Genomic DNA, 22936 nt, shown 5'->3' with positions numbered 1-22936 from the left:
ATCGTTGAGCGACCGGGGCGGACACGTTCAGCCTCATCCCGGGTCGTTTCTCCTTTGATCCCGAGCACTTTCGGGATCTTTTTTTATTTTCCGGCTCGTTGCATCAGATGCGCCCGGCTGCCAGTCACGGCCGGTGCGGACACGTCACGACCGGATCATCCGTTCATCCAGAAGATGTCCGAGTTGTCGGACACATCCCAAACCATGGTCGTCGAGACTGCAAGCGAAAGCAACAAGCGGGCTGCAACACGCGCATCATTCTTTCTCGCCGGAATCAGCGTCGCGACGTGGGCGCCGCTGGTGCCGTATGCGAAGGCGCGGCTTGACGTCGACGAAGCGAAATTCGGCTTCCTGCTGCTGTTCCTGGGAATCGGCGCCGTCGGATGCATGCCGCTCTGTCAGCGCGCGGTTGAGCGATTCGGTTGCCGCAAGGTCATCGGCGCGGGCGCCGCGATGATCTGCGCATCGCTTCCGCTCCTGGCGACGCTGTCCGGCATGCCCGCGATGGCGATCACGCTGTTGATCTTCGGCGCCGGCCTGGGATTCGTCGACGTCGCGATGAACATCCAGGCCACGCTCATCGAGCGGCAAAGCGGCGAGCAACTCATGTCCGGCTTCCACGGCCTGTTCAGCGTCGGCGGAATCGCGGGCTCGCTGGTCGGCGGATCGCTGCTGTCGGCCGGCGCGAATCCGCTTGGGGTAGCGGGTGCGATGGTCGCCGTCATCGCCGTGCTCATGTTTCGTTACGCGCGATACCTGGAGTCGGCGGGGCCCGGCGAGCGCACGGCGTCGGCGTTGATCTTGCCGCAGGGGATCGTGGTCATGATGGGCGCCATTGCGATCGGATGCTTTCTCGTCGAAGGCGCGATGCTCGACTGGAGCGCGCTGTTCCTGACATCGGTGAAGAATTATGCGCAGGACCGCGCGGGCTTCGGATACACCGCGTTCGCGATGACGATGGCGATCGGTCGACTCTTCGGCGACATGTTGATTACCCGATTCGGTTCGCGCGCAATGATTGTATCGGGCGGGAGCCTCGGCGCGGTCGGGATGTGCATCGCGATCGTTTCGCCATCGGGCACGGGCGCGATCGTCGGGTTTGCTGTATGCGGGGCCGGGTGCGCGAACATCGTACCCATCCTGTTCGCCGCTGCCGGGCGGCAAACGGCAATGGATCCTTCTGCCGCAATTTCGTCGATCACGACATTAGGCTACGGCGGCAATCTGGTCGGACCGGCAATTGTCGGCTTCTTTGCGCATGCGATCGGTTTGCATCTTGCATTTGCGTTGCTCGCCGGGTTGCTGCTGCTCGCCGCGTTCGGCGGCCGAAAGATCGAGTCGTGACGCATGCGCGCCGCGAATGCGTCGAGGCGCGCGATTGAACGCCCGGCATGCGTTGTCAATCGATTACGAATTTCGATCAGTGATCATTTTTGTTCTTCATTGGATTGAATCGGTCGAGGTTGATGTAATGCGCTGACGTCTTTCACCGTGAGCGAATGCCATGACCGATCTCTCATCCGGCGATTTCTCGGTCGCCGACATCGAAGCCGCCTCTGTGCGCATCCTGCCGTTCGTCGTGCGAACGCCTCTGCTCGAGAGCGAGGTGCTCAACCGTGCGACAGGGGCCCGTGTGCTCGTCAAGGCGGAAAGCCTTCAGAAGACGGGGTCCTTCAAGTTCCGGGGCGCGTGCAATCGCGTGCTGCAAATTCCGGCAGCCCTGCGGCCGCGCGGCGTCGTCGCCTTCTCGTCGGGAAATCACGCGCTGGCGATCTCGGCGGTTTGCGCGCGGTTCGGCATGCCGGCCACCATCATCATGCCGGCGGACGCACCCAAGGCAAAAATCGAAGGCGCACGGGCCTACGGTGCGACCGTGCGTCTCTATGACCGACAAACGGACGACCGGGAAGCAATCGGCCGGGATATCGCGGAGCGCACCGGCGCGGTGACCGTTCCCCCCTACGACGATCGTCAGGTGATGGCCGGACAGGGCACCGTCGGTCTCGAGATCGTGCAGCAAACTCAGGCCCTGTCCGTGGTCCCTGATGCGGTTCTTGCGGCCGCCAGCGGTGGGGGACTGGTCGCTGGGGTCGCGACGGCGATCAACGCGTATTGCAGGCAAGCGCGCCTCTACGCTGTCGAGCCCAAGGGGTTCGACGATCACGCACGATCGCTTGCGAAGGGCGAGCAAGTTACCAATGCCGCGGGCGCCAGATCCATCTGCGACGCTCTGCAGGTCGCATCTCCCGGCAAGCTGACGTTCCCGATCAACAAGAGGCTGCTGGCCGGAAGTCTCGTCGTCGACGATGACGAGGTGCGTCGGGCGATGCGCGTGGCGTTCGAGACACTGAAGCTCGTCGTGGAGCCCGGTGGCGCAGTACCGCTCGCGGCGGTACTTGCCGGGAAGCTCGCCATAGCCGGAAAGACCGTCGTGCTGGTACTGAGCGGCGGTAACGTGGACCACGACATCTTCGTCAGTGCGTTGGCCTGATCATCCGGCATTCATCTACCCAGAGCGCATTTCTGCCAGGAGGTAATTGTCATGCTGCAGCAAGACAGCAAACAGTATCAACGCGTTGCGCGCACGATCGACGAATTCATGACGCTCGACTACACGGGTGTCGGGCTCATCGGCAACATCTACGAGGCGCTGCAGAAGCGACAACCCGGATTCGCATGCATGGGCGCGGCCGAACGAATTGTCGAGGTGGTAAGGCGACAAGGCGGCCCGGTGCTCATCGCCACGGGATTCCCTGAGGGCGGCGGTGCACCCGAAACCGATGGTCCGGTGGGCGCTGCGCTGATGGCGCGCGCATTTTTCCTCGGCCTGGGGGTGCCGACCGTCGTCGTGATCGACGAAGACTGGGAGGAGATGATGGTGCAGACCTGCCGCGGCGCAGGGCTGGCACCGATGCCGTTCCCGGATGATGGCGTGGTGAAACGGATCGAGTACTTGCGGCCCGTCTACATCCGGACAGTCCCCAAGGACAAGGACGGCAGTCGTCGTGTTTGTGATGATCTGCTCGAGCGCACCCGGCCCAGCGTGATGATTTCGATCGAGCGCCCCGGTTGCAACGCGCTAGGACTCTACCACGGGCTGGGCGGCCGTCCGCTCGACGGACTCGTCGCTGACCTTGATTACCTGTTTTATCAAGGCAAGGAGCGCGGCATCCTGCATATCGGCGTGGGCGATGGGGGTAACGAACTCGGCATGGGGGTAATCGCGGCAGATCTGCCCGCGTTTTCGCCGAAGGCCGCGTCAACCGGTGTTGCTGGGCGTGGAGGCGTTGCGGCGGTCAATGCAGCTGATCACCTCGTCGTCGCGAACGTGTCGAACTGGGGTGCAACGGGCATCATCGCGGCGCTTTCGGCGCTGCTGGAGAACCCTGTCGTGTTTCACGATCCCGAACTCGAGATTCGCTGCATCGAATGCTGCGTCAATTCGGGTGGTGTGGACGGCATGTTCATGGCCCCCGAGCCCGCCGTGGATGGCATCAGCGCGCTCGAATGGGAAGGCTTGCTTCGTACGCTTCGCGCGAGTGTTCGACGCACGCTGGGCGACTCGATCAACTGGCAGGGGGAACGTGGCGACTGGAGGCAATTGAAATGACGGACAAGACCACGATTGACGCGCGCCTCGCCGAACTGGGCCTCGAACTGCCGCCTGCGAGCGTGCCGCGCGGTAGTTATCTGCCTGCAGTGCGGTCGGGAAACTACCTTCAGATCGCCGGCCAGGGGCCGCGCCTGAACGGTAAGCTTCTCTACGCAGGAAGAGTGGGCGCCGACCTCAGTGTGGATGACGGGCAGCGCGCGGCCCAGCTCTGCGCCCTCAATATCCTGAGCCACATCGGACGCATGCTGGACGGGGATTTTTCGCGCGTCGTTCGCATCGTTCGCGTCGCTGGCGTCGTGCGGTGCGACGCGGACTTTACCGACCATGCGACCGTGCTGAATGGCGCTTCGGACCTGTTCTTCGCCGTCCTTGGCGAAGCAGGGCGGCACGCACGCATTGCGACCGGCGCCACCGCCTTGCCGTCCGGCATGGCGGTGGAAGTAGAAGCCACCGTAGAGGTCGTTTGAGGACAGCGTATGGGCGGCCTTGTCACGAGTCGACCAAGACGGCACGAAATCTTAAGGGGTAGAGGTGATCATGCAATACGATTCAGCTGTTGATCCGGTCCGCGGTGATATGCATTCCGAAGGTACGTACCGGACGGTCGCCCTCCGGATCATGCCTTTCCTGATGCTGTGCTATGTCACTGCATATCTCGATCGCATCAACATTGGCTTCGCGAAGCTGCGGATGCTGTCGGATCTCGGGTTGACGGACGCGGCGTACGGGCTGGGGGCCGGTCTGTTCTTCATCGGCTACTTCCTGTTCGAGGTGCCGAGCAACGTGCTGATGGCGAAGATCGGCGCGAAAAGAACCATCTCGCGCATCATGATCCTCTGGGCAATGATTTCCGCGGCCTTTGCGTTCGTATCGACGCCTGTTCAGTTCTACGTTCTTCGCTTTCTGCTTGGCGTGGCCGAGGCAGGCTTTTATCCCGGCATCATTCTGTACTTGACGTACTGGTTTCCATCCGCACGCCGCGCGAAGATGGTGGCGCTGTTCGTCGGCGCGGTGCCTTTGTCCGGCATGATCGGGGCGCCGGTATCGGGTGCGATCATGTCGGCGCTCGAGGGAGCACATGGATTGGCCGGCTGGCAATGGCTCTTTGTCATCGAGGCAGTTCCGTCGTTTGTGCTCGGTCTGCTGACGCTCGTGTTTCTCGACGATGGTCCCGAGTCTGCTCGCTGGTTGCGGGATCGTGACAGGCGTGTCATCGAGCGCGAACTGGAGGCGGATCGTCGAGCGATAGACGGACACTGCGCCGGGATGAACTTGAGGCAGACGGTGACGAACCGCAAGGTCTGGCACATGACACTCATCTGCTTCTGCTCGGCGATCTGTTCGTACGGCGTTTCGTTCTGGTTGCCGACGCTGGTCGCACAGCTTGCGCCAGGTGACGTCTTGCGTATCGGATTCTACACGTCGTTGCCGTTCAGTGCGGCGTTCGTCGGGATGTATCTGATTGGTCGAAGCTCCGATAAACTTCGCGAACGCCGCTGGCATCTCGTCGTGCCGTTCTTGTGCGTGATCGCGGGGCTCGTCGCCAGTGTATTCACCCGTGGCGCGCCGGCCGTTGCATTGGTGGCGTTGTGTGTCGCAGCCGTGGGTGCGTACAGTACGACGTCGATGCTGTTCTCGATTCCTGGACTGTTTCTGACTGGGATCGGCATGGCCGCCGGTGTTGCCTTCATCAACTGCGTCGGCGGATTGGGCGGGTTCGTCAGCCCCTATGTCGTGGGCGTCGTCAAGGACATGACCGGGAGCACCGATTACGGCGTTTTCTTTATTTCGTTGATGGCTGCAATCGGCGTGACGCTGACTTTGTGCCTTCCCAAGAAGCTCGTCAATCGCTGAGGTCGACGGCCACTGATCCTGTTGTGTCTGAACGATTGCGGGCCGGCAATATTCTTTATGTTCGACGTGAACAGAACAGATGATCAATCTGAAAAGCCTCGAAACCTTCTACTGGGTCGCAACGCTCAACAGCTTTCATAAGGCGGCGACCAAGCTGCACACGACGCAATCCGCGGTGTCGCACCGGATTTCCGGCCTGGAGGACGATCTGGGTGTGCTGCTGTTCGAACGCGCGGCACGTACAATCCGGTTGACACCCTGCGGCCGGACTCTACTGGAATATGCGGAGCGGTTCCTGGCGCTCGAGTCCGAACTGATTTCGGCGATCGCAAGCCCTCAGACGCTGTCCGGTGTGGTTCGTCTGGGCGTCGCCGAAACGATCGTTCATATGTGGCTCACCGAGTTCATTGAGCGTGTGCATCGCGAACATCCGGGTATCGTCATCGACATCGTGGTCGACATCACACCGGCGCTTCGAGACGGGCTTAGGTCCGGCGAGATCGACATGGCGTTTCTGTTGGCCGGGCCCGTGGTGGATCCCGATTTTGTCGAAGCACCCTTGTGCAGATATCCGGTCGACTTCCTCGTGTCCCCTGACCTCGATGTCGGCGACAGCCCTTTGACGCCAGAGACCCTGGCGCGCTTCCCGATCATCACGCTGCCGAAGCGGACGCATCCGTACATCACGCTGAGGGACGCCATTGCGACGCGGGACAAGCCTTCTCCGCGCATTTTCGCGAACGGGTCCCTGTCGACGATCGTGAAGATGGCGGTCGACAGGATCGGCATTGCCGTGATGCCAGGCGCAGTCGCGCGGCACGAAATCGAGGTGGGCTCACTCGTCGTAAAGGAATCAACGCTCACGCTCGACGATTTCGTATTCAGTGCGGCATACGCCCGCGGACTCGACGTTCGCATCTACGAAATCCTGACCGGATTGGCGCTCGTCGCAGCCAAGCCGACGTCCGGGTAAACGCGTATCCCGATGCGCGGCGGTGGTCGCGATTAATGGGTTCGCATCGTGGTGAGCCCTCCTGCCTGACGAAGTTTGGCGATTTTTATCATCCTTTGGGTGGACGAGGGATACACGCGTCATTTCTAGAATGAAATCGATTGCCGGCACATGCGATATCACCGTCCGGCTTGACGCGATGCGCACGTTGCGCGCTTTCGACAGGGCTTCAGGGAAGAGCGGCATGGCGATCATTTCGACCGACAAACAGGCTGTTGACCACCGGTTTTCGCAAGAGCGCCGGATAGGAGGGCGCAAATGACCGATGTGAGCGAGAAGCGGACGACCTCGACAAACCCGACGGTGCGCTACGACGCATCGGAAAAACAGAAGGCGCACGCGAAAACGGCGCGCATTCCGATCAAAATCGTCCCGATCGAGCCGCTTAGCAAGCCACGATGGATCCGCGCCAAAGTCGCGACGCCCAACACGCGCTTTTTCGAGATCAAGACGATCCTGCGCGAGCACAACCTGCACACCGTGTGCGAGGAAGCGAGCTGCCCGAACATCGGCGAATGCTTCGGCAAGGGCACCGCGACGTTCATGATCATGGGCGACAAGTGCACGCGCCGCTGCCCGTTCTGCGACGTCGGCCACGGCCGTCCCGATCCGCTCGACGCGGACGAGCCGAAGAACCTCGCGCGCACGATCGCGGCGCTTAAGCTCAAGTACGTGGTGATCACGAGCGTCGACCGCGACGACCTGCGCGACGGTGGCGCCGCTCACTTCGTCGAGTGCATCCGCGAAGTGCGCGAGCAGTCGCCGGAAACGCGCATCGAGATCCTGACGCCGGACTTCCGCGGCCGTCTCGATCGCGCGATCTCGATCCTGAACGCGGCGCCGCCCGACGTGATGAACCACAACCTCGAAACGGTGCCGCGCCTGTACAAGGAAGCGCGTCCGGGTTCGGACTACGCGCACTCGCTGAAGCTGCTGAAGGACTTCAAGGCGCAGCATCCGGACGTCGCGACGAAGTCGGGCCTGATGGTCGGCCTCGGCGAGACCGAAGAGGAAATCCTGCGGGTGATGCGCGACCTGCGCGCTCACGACGTCGACATGCTGACGATCGGCCAGTACCTGCAACCGTCCGAGCACCACCTGCCGGTGCGTGCTTACGTGCATCCGGATACGTTCAAGATGTACGAGGAAGAGGCGTACAAGATGGGCTTTACGCACGCGGCCGTTGGCGCGATGGTGCGCTCGAGCTATCACGCCGATCTGCAGGCGCATGGGGCCGGCGTTGCGTGAGGGGCAAAGCCGGTGCGCGTGATAAAACGCGATTATCAAAAAACATCGCCAACAGCAATTGGACCCGATCAATTTGGCGGCCGACGATGGCGGCGATACGGACCGAACTGAACCGAACTGAGTACCGTACAGGCTCGAAACCGATGAATGGTGCTCAGACACATGAACGATCGCGGCGCGATGCGGCGAAAGTTCGATCATGCTGACGATATGTTGGAGGCGTAAGGAGATGGAGGCGAAGATGGATATGAAACTGAGTGTGGAAGACGCGCAAATAGAAACGCCTCCACATAAGAAGCTGTCGGGCAGCATGGGCGCCGTCGGTCTGGCGCTCACCGTGCTGGCATTCTCGGCGCCGTTGACGACCGTGTCGGGTTACATCCCGTTCGCGCTGATGTTCGGCGGAGTCGGCAGCCCCGTGATATTCGTACTGACGACGTTGGTATTGCTGCTGTTTTCCGTCGGCTATGTGACGCTCAACAATATCGTGAAGCGCCCGGGCGACTTCTATGCGTTCATCAGCTATGGCATCGGAAAGTCGACCGGCCTCGGCTCCGGCATACTCGCGGCGGTTTCGTACTTCCTGCTCCTCGCCGGCGTCACGTCGTTCTTCGGCGTCTCGTGCTCGGATCTCGTGCACGACATGACCGGCATGGCGATTCCGTGGTACTGGCCGACGCTCGCGTGCTGGCTGGTGGTCTCGATGCTGGGATATCTTCATGTCGAGCTGTCCGCGAGGGTGCTGACGTGGGTGATGATTCTCGAGATCGTCGTCTGTCTGGTATTTTCGTTCGGTGTGCTGGCAAAAGGCGGCGTGCCGGGTGTTTCCGCATCCGCTCCGTTCATGCCGAGCCAACTGGCGAACAGTACCAACGTACCGTTCTGCATGCTGTTCACCGTGTCGTTCTTCATGGGGTTCGAGGCGACCGCCTTGTTTCGCGACGAGGTGAAGATGCCGGACCGGACGATTCCGCGTGCAACCTATGGTGCGGTCATCTTCATCGGTGTGATCTACACGCTGTGTGCGTATGCGATGATCATGGCTTACGGGCCGCAGGTTCAGTCGATCGCGGCCAAGACGCCCGCGGCGATGTTCCCTGACGCCTTCGCGAAATTCGTGAGCCCTGGCCTGCACCTGATCGTTTCGGTGCTGGTGATGACGTCAGCGTTCGCGGCGAGCCTGTCCACGCAGAACGTGCTTTCGCGCTATATGCACAACCTGGGAACGGACGGCGCGCTGCCCCGCTTCCTCGGAAAGGTGCACGCGAAGCACGAGTCTCCGTATCTTGCCTCGATGACTGTCTCGGTCATGGTGCTGTGCGTGCTGTTGCCGTTCATTCTGATGGGCGCCAAGCCCGATCTGCTTTACGGGCAGCTCTCCGGAGTCGGAACGTCGGGCATCATCATTCTGATGACCATCGTCAACATCTCGTCGCTGCTCTGGTACGTTCGCCGAGGCAGGCAACAGGGCGTGAGTTTCGCCAAGTCGTTTCTGGCACCGGCGATTTCGTCAGTATTCTTCATCGCGCTGGTTTATCTCGTGGCCGCACACTTCGACGTGCTTGCGGGCGGTGACCCCGGGCAGTACGTGTGGATGTTCTACTGCCTGATCGGCGTGCAGGTCGCGGGCATGGCACTTGCCCAATACTTCAAGCACCGGCGCCCCGAGGTCTTCGAATGCCTGGGACGCAGCCAGAACGGTTGACGATGACGACAAGCCAGGACTCGCCGAGTCCTGGCTTTTTTTGCGCTTGCGCCAAGCAAGCGCGGCGTGGCGCCTAGCGCCCTTCGTAATGCGCGGCGACGTTTTGCGCGAGCCCGGCAACGATCGCACTCAGCGGCATGTCGACGCGGCGGACAAAACTGGCGGTGAACGGCATCACCGGCATCTCGTGGCCGGTGTCGATTCGGCGCAGCCGGCCGCTCGCCAGATGTTCGGCCACGACGTGGTGTGGAATCGCCGCGATGCCGATGCCGTCGAGCGTCATCCGGACGATCGACGACAGCGACGAGTTGCCGAAGATTCTCACGTGATGCAGATGCGACCGATCGAACATCTCCTTTAGCTGCATGTACGGACGTGTCGATCTCGAGAACGTGATGATCGGATGCCGCGCAAGATCGCTCAGCGTGAGGTGGGCCGTGTCGCATTCAAAATCCGACGAGACGATCCAGCTGATCGGATAGCTGCACAACGGCAGATTCTCCGCGTTGCTCGCGTTCACGGGGCCCATCAGGAGCGCGACGTCGATCGTGCCGTCGGCGAGCCCAGCGGTCAGGTTCGGCGTGGCGTCGACATTGACCTCGAGCGTGATCTCCGGGTATTCGATGCTGAGCCGCTTGAGCAGCGCGGACAGCCATGTGTGCACGATCGTGTCGGACGCGCCGAGCTGAACCGTCCCTCCCAGGGCCGTCCGGCCAGCAACTGCCTCGACCATTTCGGCGCTCAGCGAAATCATTTGTTCCGCGTAGACGAGCAGTTGCCTGCCCTTGATGGTCAGGAAGCAACCCCGCTTGTCTCGCTCGAACAGGCGTCCCTTCAGTTGCTGTTCGAGTTGCGCGATGCGCGCGGATACAGCGGGCTGTGTCGTGTGCAACCTTTCCGCGGCACGGTGAAATCCCCCTAGTTGGGCGACGGCGTAAAAGGTCTCCAGGTTTCGAAGATCGATCATGTGGCGAACTCCACCCGCGTGGGGAAAAGCGATTCGATCGCGCATATCCGAATGTCGACCGGCGATCGGACGAGGCGACGCATATCCCCGGTGCGGGGAAGGTTCGATCGATCATAGCGACGAAGGGTGGGGTGCTCAACATAGAACACCCGATTCCCGGGGAGAGCGGACGCGCTGCGATTTCTTTCTCCACCTTTAGGTGGACGAACCTCATCAGGCGCATCACTAGAATTTCAACAACGCTGAAACGAAAAGTGCAATCGTGGCGGTTGAAGCGAGCAGTCGATGATCGATCGCGATCGCACGGTTCGAGTGTCGACGTGAATTCATGATCGGGGTGCGGACTGGCGCTCACGCACTGATAAGAATCGGTGATCGCGCGAAATCGCCAATCACAATTGGACCGGACGAAATTGAACGGTGACGATTGAAATGGCATGTCGGCACTGCTGTCGCGATATTCGTGGGGCGAGCCGGATTTGCAACACGGTCGAGTGTGTCGCGTCGAAGCGCACAGCCACGCACACCATTTAAATTAAGGAGATTGGAATGTCCGCCTTGAAGTTTCCCAGTGAGCGGCTCGTGGACGCTTATCGCGCCATGCGAACGATTCGCCGCTTCGAGGAGCGCGTGATGGACGAGATGGCGACCGGCGACATTCCGGGCAACACCCATCTTTGTGCCGGGCAGGAGGCGAGCGCCGTCGGCGTGTGCCTGCACCTGACGGACAAGGACTACATTTCGTCGACCCATCGCGGGCATGGTCACAGCATTGCCAAGGGATGCGATATCGGCGCAATGATGGCCGAGCTGTTTGGGCGTGCGACGGGAACGTGCGGCGGCAAAGGCGGCTCGCAGCACATCGCCGATCTGCGCAAGGGGATGCTGGGCGCGAACGGCATCGTGGCCGGCGGCGCGCCGATCACGTGCGGCGCCGCGCTCACGGCGAAGTTGCTCGGCACCGGTGGCGTGGCGGTTGCGTTCGCGGGTGACGGTGCGATGAACGAAGGCGTGATGTCGGAGAGCTTCAACCTCGCGAAGATCTGGATGCTTCCGATCGTCTTCGTGATCGAGGACAACGGCTTCGGCGAAGCGACGGCAAATTCGTTCGTCTCGGCCGGCAGCTTCACCCGGCGCGCGCAGAGCTACGACATTCCCGCTGCGGAAGTCGACGGCACCGACTTGTTCGCGGTCTACGAGGCCGCCGGCCAGGCGATCGATCGTGCCCGCAATGGCGGCGGCCCGAGCCTGCTGCAGATTCACGTGCCGCGCTACTACGGTCACTACAGCGGAGACCCCGACAACTATCGCACGCCGGAAGAAAAGAAGGCTATGCGCCAGGAGCGCGATTGCGTCGCCAATTTCCGCAGGCAGGTGCAGGAAGGATCGCAAGTGGCCAGCGGCGAGCTGGACGCGGTCGATGCGCAGATCGAGACCGAGATCGACGCCGCCGTGAGTGCTGCGCGCGCAGCCCCGTTCCCGCCGCTTTCGGCACTGACCGCCGACGTTTACGTGAAGTATCTGTAAGGACCCACAGCAATGGCAAAGAAATCGTTCCGTCAAGCGCTGAATGACGCGCTGCACTCGGAGATGGCGCGTGATCCGCGCGTGATCATGATGGGTGAGGATCTGACCGGCGGCGCGGGCGCCAACGGCGTCAAGGATGCGTGGGGCGGTGCTTTCGGCGTGACGCGCGGGCTGCTCGACGCCTACGGCCCCGAGCGCATTCGCGATACGCCGATCAGCGAGGCCGCATTCGTTGGCGCGGCCGCCGGGGCGGCCCTCACGGGTTTGCGTCCGATCGCCGAACTGATGTTCGTCGACTTCGCCGGCGTATGTCTCGACCAGATCATGAATCAGATCGCGAAGTTCCGGTACATGTTCGGCGGCCGTGCCAAGACGCCGCTCGTGATTCGCGCGACGTACGGGGCCGGCACGCGCTCGGCCGCGCAGCACACGCAGGCGTTCTATCCGATCTTCACGCACATTCCCGGCCTCAAGGTCGTGATCCCGTCGAATCCGTACGACGCGAAAGGCCTGCTGCTCCAGGCGATCCGCGACGACGATCCGGTGATCTTCCTCGAAAACAAGATGCTGTACGACACCGTGGGCGAAGTGCCCGACGGCGCATACACGATTCCGTTCGGCGAGGCGCGGGTGGTGCGGGACGGGAAAGACGTGCTGATCGTTGCGCTCGGCCGCATGGTCGGCGTGGCGGAGACGGCCGCTCGCCTTCTCGCGGCGGACGGCGTGTCGGCATGCATCATCGATCCGCGCACGACGTCGCCGCTCGACGAGGACACGCTGCTCGAGTACACCGAGGACATCGGACGGGTCGTGATCGTCGATGAGGCGAATCCACGCTGCAGCGTCGCGACGGATATCTCCGCGCTGCTGGCCGACAAGTGCTTCGACTCGCTGAAGGGGCCGATCCGGCTCGTGACGGCGCCGCACACGCCGGTGCCGTATGCACCGAACCTGGAAGACGCGTACGTGCCGTCGCCGGAAGCCGTCGTGAATGCCGTCAAGTCGATTCTGAAGGGGTAATCAATCATGTCGTTCATTGAAGCCGTCACCATCCCCAAGTGGGGGATGACGATGACCGAAGGCACCGTGCTCGAATGGCACGCGAAGGAGGGAGACAAGGTCGAACGCGGCCAGGAACTCCTCGAGGTCGAGTCCACGAAGGTCAACAACGTGGTGGAGGCGACCGTGTCCGGGATCCTGCGGCGCATCGTCATCGACGAGGGCGAAATCGCGCCGGTCGGCGCGCTGATCGGCGTCATCGCCGATGAAGCGGCGACCGAGGAGGAAATCGACGCGCTCGTCGCAAGCTACGCGCATCGCCTGAATGCGGACGACGGCGAGGCGGGTGGTGTGGTCGCACCGAAGGCGGTCGCCGTGTCCGGCGGCAGCGTGAACGTGCTGGAGCTCGGCCCCGAAAGCAACGAAACCGTGTTGTTCATTCACGGCTTCGGCGGTGACCTGTCGACCTGGCTGTTCAACCAGGGCACGCTCGCCGAGCAGTTCCGGACGATCGCGGTGGACCTTCCCGGGCACGGCGCGTCGACGCCGATTACCGGTGGTGGCGTGATCAAAAAGATCACTATGGCGGTCGAGGAAGCGGCGAGCGCGATCACGTCCGGGAAACTGCACCTGGTCGGTCACTCGTTCGGCGGCGCGATCGCCGCGGCCTTCGCGGCCGCCAACCCGTCGCGTGTCGCATCGGTGACGCTCATCGCGCCAATCGGTCTGGGCAAGGAGATCAACCGCTCGTTCGTGACCGAATTCGTCGCCGCGGAGCGCCGCCGTCCGCTTCAGGCCGCGCTGGAGAAGCTGTTTGCCGATCCGTCGAAGATCACGAGCGAAATGGTCGAGGGCACGCTTCAGTTCAAGCGGCTGGAAGGCGTCCAGGAGGCGCTGTCCGCGATCGCCGACACCATTGCCGACGAAAACGGCCAGGTTCAGACGATCGGTGCGATGCTGGCTGGACTCACCTGCCCCGTGATGCTGCTCTGGGGCGAGCGCGACGCCATCATTCCGGTCGCGCAGGCCAACGACCTGCCGTCCACGGTGCAGTTGCGCGTGATTCCGGACGTCGGCCATATGCCGCAAATGGAGGCAGCGTCTGTTGTGAACGATGCGCTGCTGGAGAACATCCGTCGCGCCCGATAACCGCTCGTGCCGGGCGGCGGGACGCCGATTCGGCGATGTGAAGCGGTTATCGGCGCAGTGATCTTGAGGAAACAGTCATGTCAGGACGTTTGACAGGCAAGCGGGTACTTCTGACCGGCGGCGTTGCCAATATCGGTCTCGCCATTCTGGAGTCGTTCGTTGCCGAAGGTGCGACCGTATCGGTCGTCGATATCGATGAGGTCAAGGGCCGCGCGCTCGAATCCCGGTTCGGCGATAAGGTGCGTTTTTTTCGAACCGACATCTCGAGCGAAGACGAGATCAAGGCCGTCATCGAGAAGTCGTCGGAATGGATGCGCGGCATCGACACGTTGTGTCTGAATGCCGGCGTCCAGCTCTCCGGGCGGATCGAGCAGTTCAGCACCGAGAGCTGGGACAAGGTCTTCGGGATCAACGTGCGGGCCAACTTCATTTTCGCGCGCGAGTCGCTCCGTCACCTGAGAGCCGCGCAGAAGTCGTCGATCGTGATGATGTCGTCGCTCGCGGGCAAGCGCGGCGGCACCGGCCTCGCATGCTACTCGGCGTCCAAGGCGGCCATCATCGGTCTGACGACCACGCTTGCAATCGAGCTCGCGCCGGACGGCGTGCGTGTCAATGCCGTGTGTCCCGGCTGGATCGATACGCCGTTCAATCAACCGGTGATCGATTTCATGGGTGGCCGCGACAAGCAGGAGTCGGCGGTTCGGACGGCTATCCCCCTTGGCCGACAGGCGACGCCGGACGAGGTCGCGCCGCTGTTTGTCTACCTCGCATCGGACGAGTCGTCTTACGTCACCGCGCAGGCAATCAATGTCGATGGCGGCGCGTACAACTGACTGCCGTGCAGAATCGGGAAGAAACCAATGAGCAAGCAGATCACAAATGAAGCCGCACGGCGGGCGATCGAAGCGGGCGTCGCGAAGGCGAACGAACTGGCGCAGCGCTCGTCGTTGTCGATCGTGGATGCGGGCGGCCACCTTGTTGCGTTCACACGCGTGAACGACGCGGCGTTCGGCACGATCGAAATTGCGCACAACAAGGCGTATACCGCCGCAGCACTGCGGTTCCCTACCGATTACTGGATGAATTTCGTCCAGCCCGGAGCCGAGCTCTACGGGCTCGAGCGCGCGGCGTCCCGCCCGCTGGTCGTGTTCGGCGGCGGCCTGCCGGTGAAGCACGGCGACGAGGTCATCGGTGGGGTAGGCGTGTCGGGTGGTCCGGAGGAAGCGGACGTGGCGATTGCGCGTGCGATGGTTGCTGCGCTCGGCGAGAACTGAACATCTTCCTGCAAGGGTACTTTCAATGGAATCGACTGCAGGTACGCGGACGATGTCGGCCGACCAGGTTCGGCTGCTGATTCGCGACGGCAAGCTGCGTGCGCCGACGACGGGATACGCCGATGGCTTCATGCAGGCAAATCTGGCAATTCTGCCGAAGATGTACTCAGATGATTTTCGCGAGTTTTGCCGAATCAACCCCAAGAGCTGTCCGCTGGTGGGAGTCGGGCAGCCCGGCAACCCGGGGCTGGACGGACTGGGCGTGATCGACATTCGGACCGACGTGCCCCGCTACCGCGTGTACCGGAACGGGGTTCACACCGATACGGTCGACGATCTGGTCGATCTGTGGCGTGACGATCTCGTGACGTTTGCGCTCGGTTGCTCGTTCTCGTTCGAGAGCGCGATTCTGCAGGCGGGGATCGACATTCGCCACATCAGTGCGAACCGGAACGTACCGATGTACGTGACGAACATCCAGACGGCGGCCGCGGGGCCGTTTCATGGCCCGATGGTCGTGTCGATGCGCGCGTTCAAGCCCGCAGATGCAATCCAGGCAATCGTGCTGTCGGAACGGTTTCCGCTCGCGCACGGTGCACCGGTTCATATCGGTGACCCGGCGGTCATCGGGATTCGCGACGTAACCCGGCCGGAGTTCGGCGATCCGCCGGTGATCGAGGACGGTGACATCCTCGGTTTCTGGGCTTGTGGGGTCACGCCGCAGATGGCTCTTCAGGCGGCGAAGCCGGATTTTGCGATCACGCATGAACCGGGATACATGCTCGTCACCGATTTGCCGGCGCACACCGCGGCCGTATGAGCCAGGAGTCGTTGCAATGTTCGATGCAGAAATCGCCGCGAAGCTGCTCAATCGCGGAACGTCGCAGGCGTCGGACGAATGTGGCATGCAACACCTTGACGTGTTGCGCGAAGGGTTGCTCGATTTTTCTCACCGGATCGAGCGTCTGGCCGTGCAGGACGCCGGTTCCGAGGTTCCTCGCGAGATCGAATGGCTGATATTCCGCGACGGCTCCCGTGCGTTGCGCATTCGTGCCGATGATGCACATACGTGCTGGAGCGAATGGGTTTCGATTGCGAAATCCGGTACCGTCAAATCGATAAAGAGTACGAACAAATATATTGTGACGGAATGAAGCGGCAAGGCCGTCGAAGCTTGTCCGCAATGGAAATGACTGATTGGCGAGGAAGCTCGCCGGGAGAAGCCGATGTCCGAGCATGGAGTCCGACTGGAATGGACTGTCGATAAGCACCACGAGCGAGAAGGGACCTATAGCCGGGACCACCGCGCGATCATCAGCCCGACGGTGACGATCCCTGTCTCTGCGGCTCCCGATTATCTCGGGAACGAAAGCCTGGCCGACCCGGAGCAGTTGCTCGTCAACGCGCTCGCGAGCTGCCACATGCTGTACTTCCTTGCGCTTTGCGAGGGAAGCGGGTACGCGGTCGAATCGTACTCCGACAACGCAGTGGGGAAAGTCGAGAAAAGTGCTGACGGATTTCACTGGGTATCCGAGATCGTGCTTCGACCGCGCGTGACGTTCCGGTCCGAAAAGCAGCCGAACCTTGCGCAACTGGAGCGACTGCATCACCGCGCCCACAAGGGGTGCTTCATCGCCAATTCGATCAAGTCGAAAGTGGACATTGAACTCGGCTGAGTTCTGACAGGGAAGTGCCAGCAGCAAATCAACAACCGCAAACAGGAGAGTGAGATGAAGAAGGATGGTCTGGTCGTGGTCGCAACCGTCGTGGCTCGAGCCGGTAACGAAGACGTGCTGCGCGAAGCATTGAAGGAGCTGGTGCCGTATGCGAAGACGGAGCCGGGGTTCATTCAATACGATCTCCACGAATCGACCGAGACGCCGGGGCAGTTCGTTTTCTATGAAGTCTGGGAAGACGAAGCCGCCCTCGAAACCCATTCGAATACCGAGTTCGCGAAGGCGTTCGGCGCACGGGCGGGACAATGGATCGAATCCGTCTCGCTCAGCAAGTTCCGGAAAATCGCGTGAATCCCGCGCGAACACCCGAGCAGCATCGCGTGTTCGCGCACTGAAGGAATCCTGTAGGCAGCGTCATGTTAAGCATTGATTTGAACTGCGATCTCGGTGAGAGCTTCGGCGCGTGGAGCATGGGCGACGATGCGGCGATGCTCGACATCGTGACGAGCGCAAATGTTGCCTGCGGTTTTCACGCCGGCGATCCGGTGGGCATCTATACCGTGCTGCGTGAAGCGGCGCGGCGTGGTGTTGCCGTCGGTGCACACGTCGGCTATCGCGACCTGGTGGGCTTCGGGCGTCGCAACATGCAGCCGTCACGCGAAGAGTTGATGGGCGACGTGATCTACCAGATCGGCGCGCTTCAAGGGCTCGCGAAGGCGGCGGGCACGTCAATTCGCTACGTGAAGCCACACGGCGCGCTGTACAACACGATCGCGCGCGACACCTACCAGGCGGCGGCCGTCATCGACGCGATTCTCGCGATCGATTCCACGCTCGTGTTGATGACGCTGGCCGGTGCGCCGATTGCGGATCAGGCGCGCGAAGCAGGCATCACCGTAGTCAGCGAGGCGTTTGCGGACCGTGCGTACAACGGGGATGGAAGTCTTGTGAGTCGCCGCTTGGAAGGTGCGGTCATTCACGATCCGACTGCCGTTGCGCGTCGCATGTTGCGGTTCGTGCAAGAGGGTGTCTTGACTGCAATCGACGGAACGGACATTACGGTTGATGCGCAGTCGATCTGCATTCACGGAGACAACCCGTCGGCCGTTGCGACCGCTCGTGTGCTGCAGACGCAACTCACCGCGCGCGGCGTTGCGCTTCGGCCATTTGCCAGTGCGTGCGGGGGAGGGAACCGTGCCTGAGCAGATGCGCATCCTTTCGGCTGGTTCTACCGGCGTCCTGGTCGAGCTTGGAAGTCTCGAGACGACGCTGGCGCTCCTCGACAGGCTTCTCGCAAGCGAAGTGGACGGTGTCGACGAGGTCGTCCCGGGCGCGCGTACCGTACTGGTTCGCCTCGATCCGGCTGTCGTCGATCGCGCGGCGCTGATCGAGCGGCTCGGGCGGCTGGACGTGTCCGTTCGCCGGGAGCGCGGCGGGAGCATGTTCGATATCCCGGTTTCCTACGGCGGAGAAGATCTGGGCGAGGTCGCCGAACTGTTGGGATGGTCCGTGGCGGAGCTTGTCCAGCGACATCTGGATGCAGTCCACTCGGTCGCGTTCACCGGATTCGCACCGGGGTTTGCGTATATGACCACCGACGATCCGGGATTCGATGTCCCCAGACGTAGAACCCCCCGTGTGCGTATCCCGGCGGGTTCGGTCGCGATCGCGGGGAAATTCAGCGGGATTTATCCGTCCGACAGCCCTGGAGGCTGGCAGCTTCTCGGCACGACGCAAGTGCCCATGTGGGACGCGACGCGCCCGCGTGCGGCATTGCTCGCGCCCGGTGATCGGGTCCGCTTCCGCGATGCGAGTAAAGGTGCGGTCGTTCCGGTATCGGCACGACTGGAGCCGACGCGGGTGCGCCGGGTTTCGGGCAGCGGCATCGCGGTGACGCGTGCGGATCGCCCAGTGCTGTATCAAGATCTCGGCCGACCCCGTCAGGCTGACCAGGGTGTCTCCGTGTGTGGTGCCGTCGACCGCGCCGCGCTACGACTCGCGAACGCCTGTGTTGGCAATCCCGAGCGTAGCACCGTGCTCGAAGTGACGTTCGGCGGTCTTTCGCTGGTGCCTGATCGTCCGGTGACCCTGGCTGTAACGGGGGCGCCGTGTCCGATTTCGATTCGCGACGCAAATGGCCGCGTGACGGTTGTCCCCCATTCGCGTCCGTTTGCCGTCGATGCGGGCGAGGAAGTCTCGCTCGACATTCCCGGCCGCGGCATGCGGAGCTACGTCGCACTGCGTGGCGGGTTTGTCGTGGAGCGCACGTTGGGGTCCGCGTCGACCGATACGCTTTCGAGGATCGGCCCGTTGCCGATCGCCCGCGGCGATGTTTTGGTTCCGGCCAACGAGGCGGCGACGTTCGTCGAGCCGGAACCTCTGGTCGGACGGATGCTCCCGCGTGCTGGCGACGTCATCGATGTCGACGTCGTCCCGGGGCCTCGCACCGACTGGTTTACCGACGATAGCGTCGCACGTTTTTTCTCGCAGGAATGGCGCGTCACACCCGAGTCGAGCCGGGTCGGCATGCGACTGTCGGGCGACCTGGCGCTGGCGCGGCGCGACGACGCGGAGCTACCGTCGGAAGGCACGTTGTTCGGATCGATTCAGGTGCCGCACAGCGGCCAGCCGGTGGTGTTCCTGACCGATCACCCCGTCACCGGCGGGTACCCGGTGATTGCCGTCGTCGCGGCCCATCATCTCGGCATGCTCGGGCAGATTCCGATCGGCGCCCGTATCCGCTTCAACCCGATATCCGCATTCGATCCGCAAGTGAAGGAACTCGTTCGATGAAGAAGCTGCTCATCGCCAATCGCGGCGAAATCGCCATTCGCGTCATTCGCGCCGCGCGCGACTACAACGTGACATCGGTCGCAATCTACTCGGACGCGGATGCCGGTTCGCTGCATGCCGAATTGGCCGACGAAGCATACGGGCTGGGTGCGGGCCGCCCGGCGGAGACCTATCTCGACATCTCGAAGATTCTGGCGATCGCCCGTCGCGCCGGTGCCGATGCGGTCCACCCGGGCTACGGCTTCCTGTCCGAACGCGCGGAGTTCGCCCAAGCGGTAATCGATGCCGGACTGATCTGGGTCGGCCCGTCGCCGGCGGTCATCACCGCGCTCGGCGACAAGGTGCAGGCCCGGCGTATCGCATCGAAGGTCGGCGCGCCGCTGGTCAGGGGATCCGACGGGCCGTTGAACAGTGCGTCCGACGCGGTCGCCTTTGCGCGGGAAGTTGGCCTGCCGCTGGCGATCAAGGCGGCGTTCGGGGGCGGCGGCCGCGGCATGAAGATCGTCCGACGCATCGAAGACGTCGCGGAGATGTTCGATTCGGCCGTCCGCGAGGCGACGGAGGCGTTCGGCCGGGGCGACTGCTACGCCGAACAGTTTCTCGACCGTCCGCGCCATATCGAGGCGCAGATCATGGCCGACCATCACGGCAACACCGTCGTGCTCGGCACGCGCGACTGTTCGCTGCAGCGCCGAAACCAGAAGCTCGTGGAAGAGGCTCCCGCGCCTTTCATCACCGTCGAGCAGCGCGCGCGCATTCATGACGCGGCGCGAAGGATATGTGCCGAGGCCGGCTATACGGGGGCGGGCACGGTCGAGTTTCTGCTTTCTCAAGACGGGGTCATCTCGTTTCTCGAGGTGAACACGCGGTTGCAGGTCGAGCATCCGGTGACGGAGGAAACCACCGGTGTCGACATCGTGATCGAACAACTGCGCATCGCGGATGGCCTTCCTGTGTCGATTACGGCGACGCCGGAGCCCCGCGGTCATGCGATCGAATTCCGTATTAATGCGGAAGATCCGGGTCGTGGTTTCTTGCCGACACCTGGCGCGATCACGCGCTTTCGTCCGCCCGCAGGTCCCGGTGTGCGGCTCGACTCCGGTGTCGAATCCGGCTCGCAGATTCCGGGACTGTACGACTCGCTGATGGCCAAGCTGATCATTACCGGCGATACGCGCCAACAAGCGCTCGCTCGCGCCCGTCGTGCGCTTGCCGAATTCGATATCGAGGGAGTGGGTTCGGTGCTGCCATTCCATCGGGCGGTACTCGAGGAAAAGAGCTTCAGCGGCGAAGATGGATTCAAGGTTCATACCAACTGGATCGAAACGGAGTTTGGCGGGGTCGAACCTTCCGGACGCGTCACGCCGGCTGAGGGCGGGCTGCTGAAAAGCTTCATCGAGATCGATGGAAAGCGTCACACGATCGGTCTGCCTGCGTCGCTGTTTGCGAATGTCGGCGTCCCGCGAGCATTCGACGATTCGGCGAAGGCGGAAGCGGGCGCCGACATCGTGACGGCGCCGGTTCCTGGAACGCTGCAGAAGTGGCTGGTGGGGGAGGGTGCGACGGTGGCCGAGGGCGATGCCGTCGCCATCATGGAAGCGATGAAGATGGAAATGCGTGTCGTCGCACCGAAAGGTGGTCGAATCCGCATCCATGGGGAAGCCGGACGTCCGGTCACGGCGGGCGAAAAGATCGCGGTTGTCGAGTAAGGAGCGAAGGGGACATTGAATCGAATTTGAGTTGTCGAGATGTAGAAGGTGTACGTCATGTGATTCGGGATCCTGAGTGACTGGCGAACAATCAAATTGATGTCGGAAGAGTCAAGGAATCGGCTGAGTGCGTCACGAGTACGACAGCCTTATTGGAGGAAAACCGTGAAAAAACTGAATGTCGCTCTGGTGGGCACTGGCTTCATGGGCAAGGCCCACTCCATCGCTACTGCCGTGGTGCCGATCCTGTTCGGCTCGCCGGTGGAAATCGAACGCAAGGTCGTGGTCGACATCGACGACGAACTCGCACGCAATGCAGCTGCGCAATATGGGTTCGCCGAGCACGCGACGGACTGGCGCGAAGTGGTGTCGCGCCCGGATATCGACATCGTCGACATCTGCACGCCGAACGACACGCACGCGGCGATCGCGATCGCCGCCGCGAAGGCGGGCAAGCACGTGATGTGCGAGAAGCCGATGGCCATGACGGTAGCCGATGCGGAAGCCATGCATGCGGCCGCGAAGGAAACGGGCGTGGTCACGATGATTTCGTACAACTATCGCCACACGCCGGCGCTGCAGATGGCCAAGCGGTTGATCGACGAAGGGCGTATTGGCGAGATCCTGACGTTCCGCGGCTACTACCTGCAGGACTGGGGCGCGGATCCCAGCACGCCGCTGTCGTGGCGCTTCAACAAGGAGAAGGCCGGCTCGGGCACGCTTGGCGATATCGGCACGCACGTCATCGATGCGGCGCGCCTGCTCGTCGGCGAGTTCGAATCGGTGAACTCGATCGTCAAGACCTTCATCGCCGAGCGGCCGCTGCCGGCGGGCCGTTTCTTCGGCCCGGCAGGTCAGGCATCGTCGGAGAAGGGCAAGGTCGACGTCGACGACATGGCCATGACGATGATCAAGTTCAGCAATGGCGTGTGCGGAACGATCGAAGTGACGCGCAATGCGTGGGGCCACCACAACCAGCTCGGCTTCGAAATCCACGGTACCCGTGGCTCGATTGCGTTCGACTATCAGCGCCTGAACGAACTGCGTGTGGCGTTCGCGGACGATCCGTCGGACGCGTTCGGCTTCCGCACGATCTACTCGGGCCCGCATCAACCGTTCGGCGACAAGCTGTGGCCGGTTGCCGGGATGGGCCAGGGCTACATCGATATCAAGTCGATCGAGTGGTACAACTTCCTGCAGGCCATCGCCGGGAACCAGCCTGCCGCGCCGAACTTCGAGGACGGCGTCCAGATCGAGCGCATCGCCGACGCGATCCTCGTGTCGGGGCAAAGCGGCGTGTGGGAACACATCCAGCAGCCGGCTCGCGGATAACACGGCCGCCGCCTGAAGTCGTGCGGAGGCGGTGAGCTCCTCGGTGAGTGGCGAATCGGTAACGCGGCTCGTCGGTAA

Annotated in this window: 23 protein-coding genes; 22 read left to right on the top strand and 1 reads right to left on the bottom strand. The window is 62.4% G+C overall.

Annotation, left to right across the window (positions count from 1 at the left end; translation table 11 throughout):
• The first annotated feature begins 54 nt into the window (after nt 1-54).
• From JYG37_RS18255 to JYG37_RS18215, 9 genes are all read left to right on the top strand, one after another.
• Nucleotides 55-1344, top strand: a complete 1290-nt coding sequence (locus JYG37_RS18255; protein WP_124638251.1) for an MFS transporter — start codon at nt 55-57, stop codon at nt 1342-1344.
• Nucleotides 1345-1504: 160 nt separating this feature from the next.
• On the top strand, nt 1505-2491 hold the full coding sequence (locus JYG37_RS18250; RefSeq protein WP_213345688.1) for a threonine ammonia-lyase: 987 nt from the start codon (nt 1505-1507) through the stop codon (nt 2489-2491).
• A gap of 51 nt (nt 2492-2542) precedes the next feature.
• Nucleotides 2543-3610 carry a DUF4392 domain-containing protein gene (locus JYG37_RS18245; protein WP_089489196.1) on the top strand — a complete coding sequence of 356 codons (1068 nt, stop codon included), beginning with the start codon at nt 2543-2545 and terminating at the stop codon, nt 3608-3610.
• On the top strand, nt 3607-4080 hold the full coding sequence (locus JYG37_RS18240) for a RidA family protein (RefSeq protein WP_050011221.1): 474 nt from the start codon (nt 3607-3609) through the stop codon (nt 4078-4080). Before JYG37_RS18245 ends, JYG37_RS18240 begins: the two co-directional genes overlap by 4 nt.
• Before the next feature lie 70 nt (nt 4081-4150).
• Complete coding sequence (locus JYG37_RS18235) at nt 4151-5467, top strand: MFS transporter (protein ID WP_200891608.1); 1317 nt, start codon at nt 4151-4153, stop codon at nt 5465-5467.
• 79 nt (nt 5468-5546) lie between these two features.
• The gene (locus JYG37_RS18230) at nt 5547-6440 is read left to right on the top strand and encodes a LysR family transcriptional regulator (protein WP_050011220.1); all 894 of its coding nucleotides are present in this window, start codon (nt 5547-5549) and stop codon (nt 6438-6440) included.
• 130 nt (nt 6441-6570) lie between these two features.
• A complete protein-coding gene (locus JYG37_RS18225; protein WP_160300487.1) occupies nt 6571-6741 on the top strand; it encodes a hypothetical protein in 171 nt (56 codons plus the stop codon).
• Nucleotides 6738-7727 (top strand): lipoyl synthase, encoded by a 990-nt coding sequence (gene lipA, locus JYG37_RS18220; RefSeq protein WP_060733614.1) that lies wholly within the window; start codon nt 6738-6740, stop codon nt 7725-7727. The genes JYG37_RS18225 and lipA overlap by 4 nt, the downstream gene beginning before the upstream one ends.
• A 241-nt stretch (nt 7728-7968) precedes the next feature.
• The gene (locus JYG37_RS18215; RefSeq protein ID WP_160300486.1) at nt 7969-9432 is read left to right on the top strand and encodes an APC family permease; all 1464 of its coding nucleotides are present in this window, start codon (nt 7969-7971) and stop codon (nt 9430-9432) included.
• A gap of 73 nt (nt 9433-9505) precedes the next feature.
• Here JYG37_RS18215 and JYG37_RS18210 read toward each other — a convergent pair whose 3' ends face one another.
• Entirely contained in the window at nt 9506-10444 is a 939-nt protein-coding gene (locus tag JYG37_RS18210) for a LysR family transcriptional regulator (RefSeq protein WP_200891607.1), read from the bottom strand.
• 504 nt (nt 10445-10948) lie between these two features.
• Between JYG37_RS18210 and JYG37_RS18205 the strand changes: the two genes are divergently transcribed.
• The 13 genes from JYG37_RS18205 to JYG37_RS18145 all read left to right on the top strand — a co-directional run bounded on the left by JYG37_RS18205 (nt 10949) and on the right by JYG37_RS18145 (nt 22858).
• Nucleotides 10949-11926, top strand: a complete 978-nt coding sequence (locus JYG37_RS18205; protein WP_050011217.1) for a thiamine pyrophosphate-dependent dehydrogenase E1 component subunit alpha — start codon at nt 10949-10951, stop codon at nt 11924-11926.
• 12 nt (nt 11927-11938) lie between these two features.
• Nucleotides 11939-12946, top strand: coding sequence for an alpha-ketoacid dehydrogenase subunit beta (locus tag JYG37_RS18200; protein ID WP_048985726.1), 1008 nt, complete (start codon nt 11939-11941; stop codon nt 12944-12946).
• A 6-nt stretch (nt 12947-12952) separates the two neighbouring features.
• Entirely contained in the window at nt 12953-14074 is a 1122-nt protein-coding gene (locus JYG37_RS18195) for an acetoin dehydrogenase dihydrolipoyllysine-residue acetyltransferase subunit (RefSeq protein WP_124630508.1), read from the top strand.
• A 77-nt stretch (nt 14075-14151) separates the two neighbouring features.
• Complete coding sequence (locus tag JYG37_RS18190) at nt 14152-14907, top strand: SDR family NAD(P)-dependent oxidoreductase (RefSeq protein WP_050011215.1); 756 nt, start codon at nt 14152-14154, stop codon at nt 14905-14907.
• A gap of 27 nt (nt 14908-14934) precedes the next feature.
• Complete coding sequence (locus JYG37_RS18185; protein WP_050011214.1) at nt 14935-15348, top strand: GlcG/HbpS family heme-binding protein; 414 nt, start codon at nt 14935-14937, stop codon at nt 15346-15348.
• A complete protein-coding gene (locus JYG37_RS18180) occupies nt 15329-16168 on the top strand; it encodes a putative hydro-lyase (protein WP_409364483.1) in 840 nt (279 codons plus the stop codon). Before JYG37_RS18185 ends, JYG37_RS18180 begins: the two co-directional genes overlap by 20 nt.
• Nucleotides 16169-16184: 16 nt before the next feature.
• Complete coding sequence (locus tag JYG37_RS18175; protein WP_050011212.1) at nt 16185-16502, top strand: hypothetical protein; 318 nt, start codon at nt 16185-16187, stop codon at nt 16500-16502.
• A gap of 72 nt (nt 16503-16574) precedes the next feature.
• Nucleotides 16575-17024, top strand: a complete 450-nt coding sequence (locus JYG37_RS18170) for an OsmC family protein (RefSeq protein ID WP_050011211.1) — start codon at nt 16575-16577, stop codon at nt 17022-17024.
• Between the two features lie 54 nt (nt 17025-17078).
• Nucleotides 17079-17375 carry a putative quinol monooxygenase gene (locus JYG37_RS18165; protein ID WP_050011210.1) on the top strand — a complete coding sequence of 99 codons (297 nt, stop codon included), beginning with the start codon at nt 17079-17081 and terminating at the stop codon, nt 17373-17375.
• A gap of 65 nt (nt 17376-17440) precedes the next feature.
• Nucleotides 17441-18226 (top strand): LamB/YcsF family protein, encoded by a 786-nt coding sequence (locus JYG37_RS18160; protein WP_050011209.1) that lies wholly within the window; start codon nt 17441-17443, stop codon nt 18224-18226.
• Nucleotides 18219-19817, top strand: coding sequence for a 5-oxoprolinase subunit B/C family protein (locus tag JYG37_RS18155; protein WP_124660024.1), 1599 nt, complete (start codon nt 18219-18221; stop codon nt 19815-19817). Before JYG37_RS18160 ends, JYG37_RS18155 begins: the two co-directional genes overlap by 8 nt.
• The gene (locus JYG37_RS18150; RefSeq protein WP_213345687.1) at nt 19814-21526 is read left to right on the top strand and encodes an acetyl/propionyl/methylcrotonyl-CoA carboxylase subunit alpha; all 1713 of its coding nucleotides are present in this window, start codon (nt 19814-19816) and stop codon (nt 21524-21526) included. The genes JYG37_RS18155 and JYG37_RS18150 overlap by 4 nt, the downstream gene beginning before the upstream one ends.
• A gap of 165 nt (nt 21527-21691) precedes the next feature.
• Nucleotides 21692-22858, top strand: coding sequence for a Gfo/Idh/MocA family protein (locus JYG37_RS18145; RefSeq protein WP_048985716.1), 1167 nt, complete (start codon nt 21692-21694; stop codon nt 22856-22858).
• Nucleotides 22859-22936 lie beyond the last annotated feature (78 nt).

The organism is Burkholderia sp. LAS2 (genome assembly GCF_018417615.1).
Taxonomy (GTDB): Bacteria; Pseudomonadota; Gammaproteobacteria; order Burkholderiales; family Burkholderiaceae; genus Burkholderia; species Burkholderia sola.
Note: the sequence above shows the minus strand (reverse complement) of the source record. Positions and strands in the feature narration are given on the sequence as shown.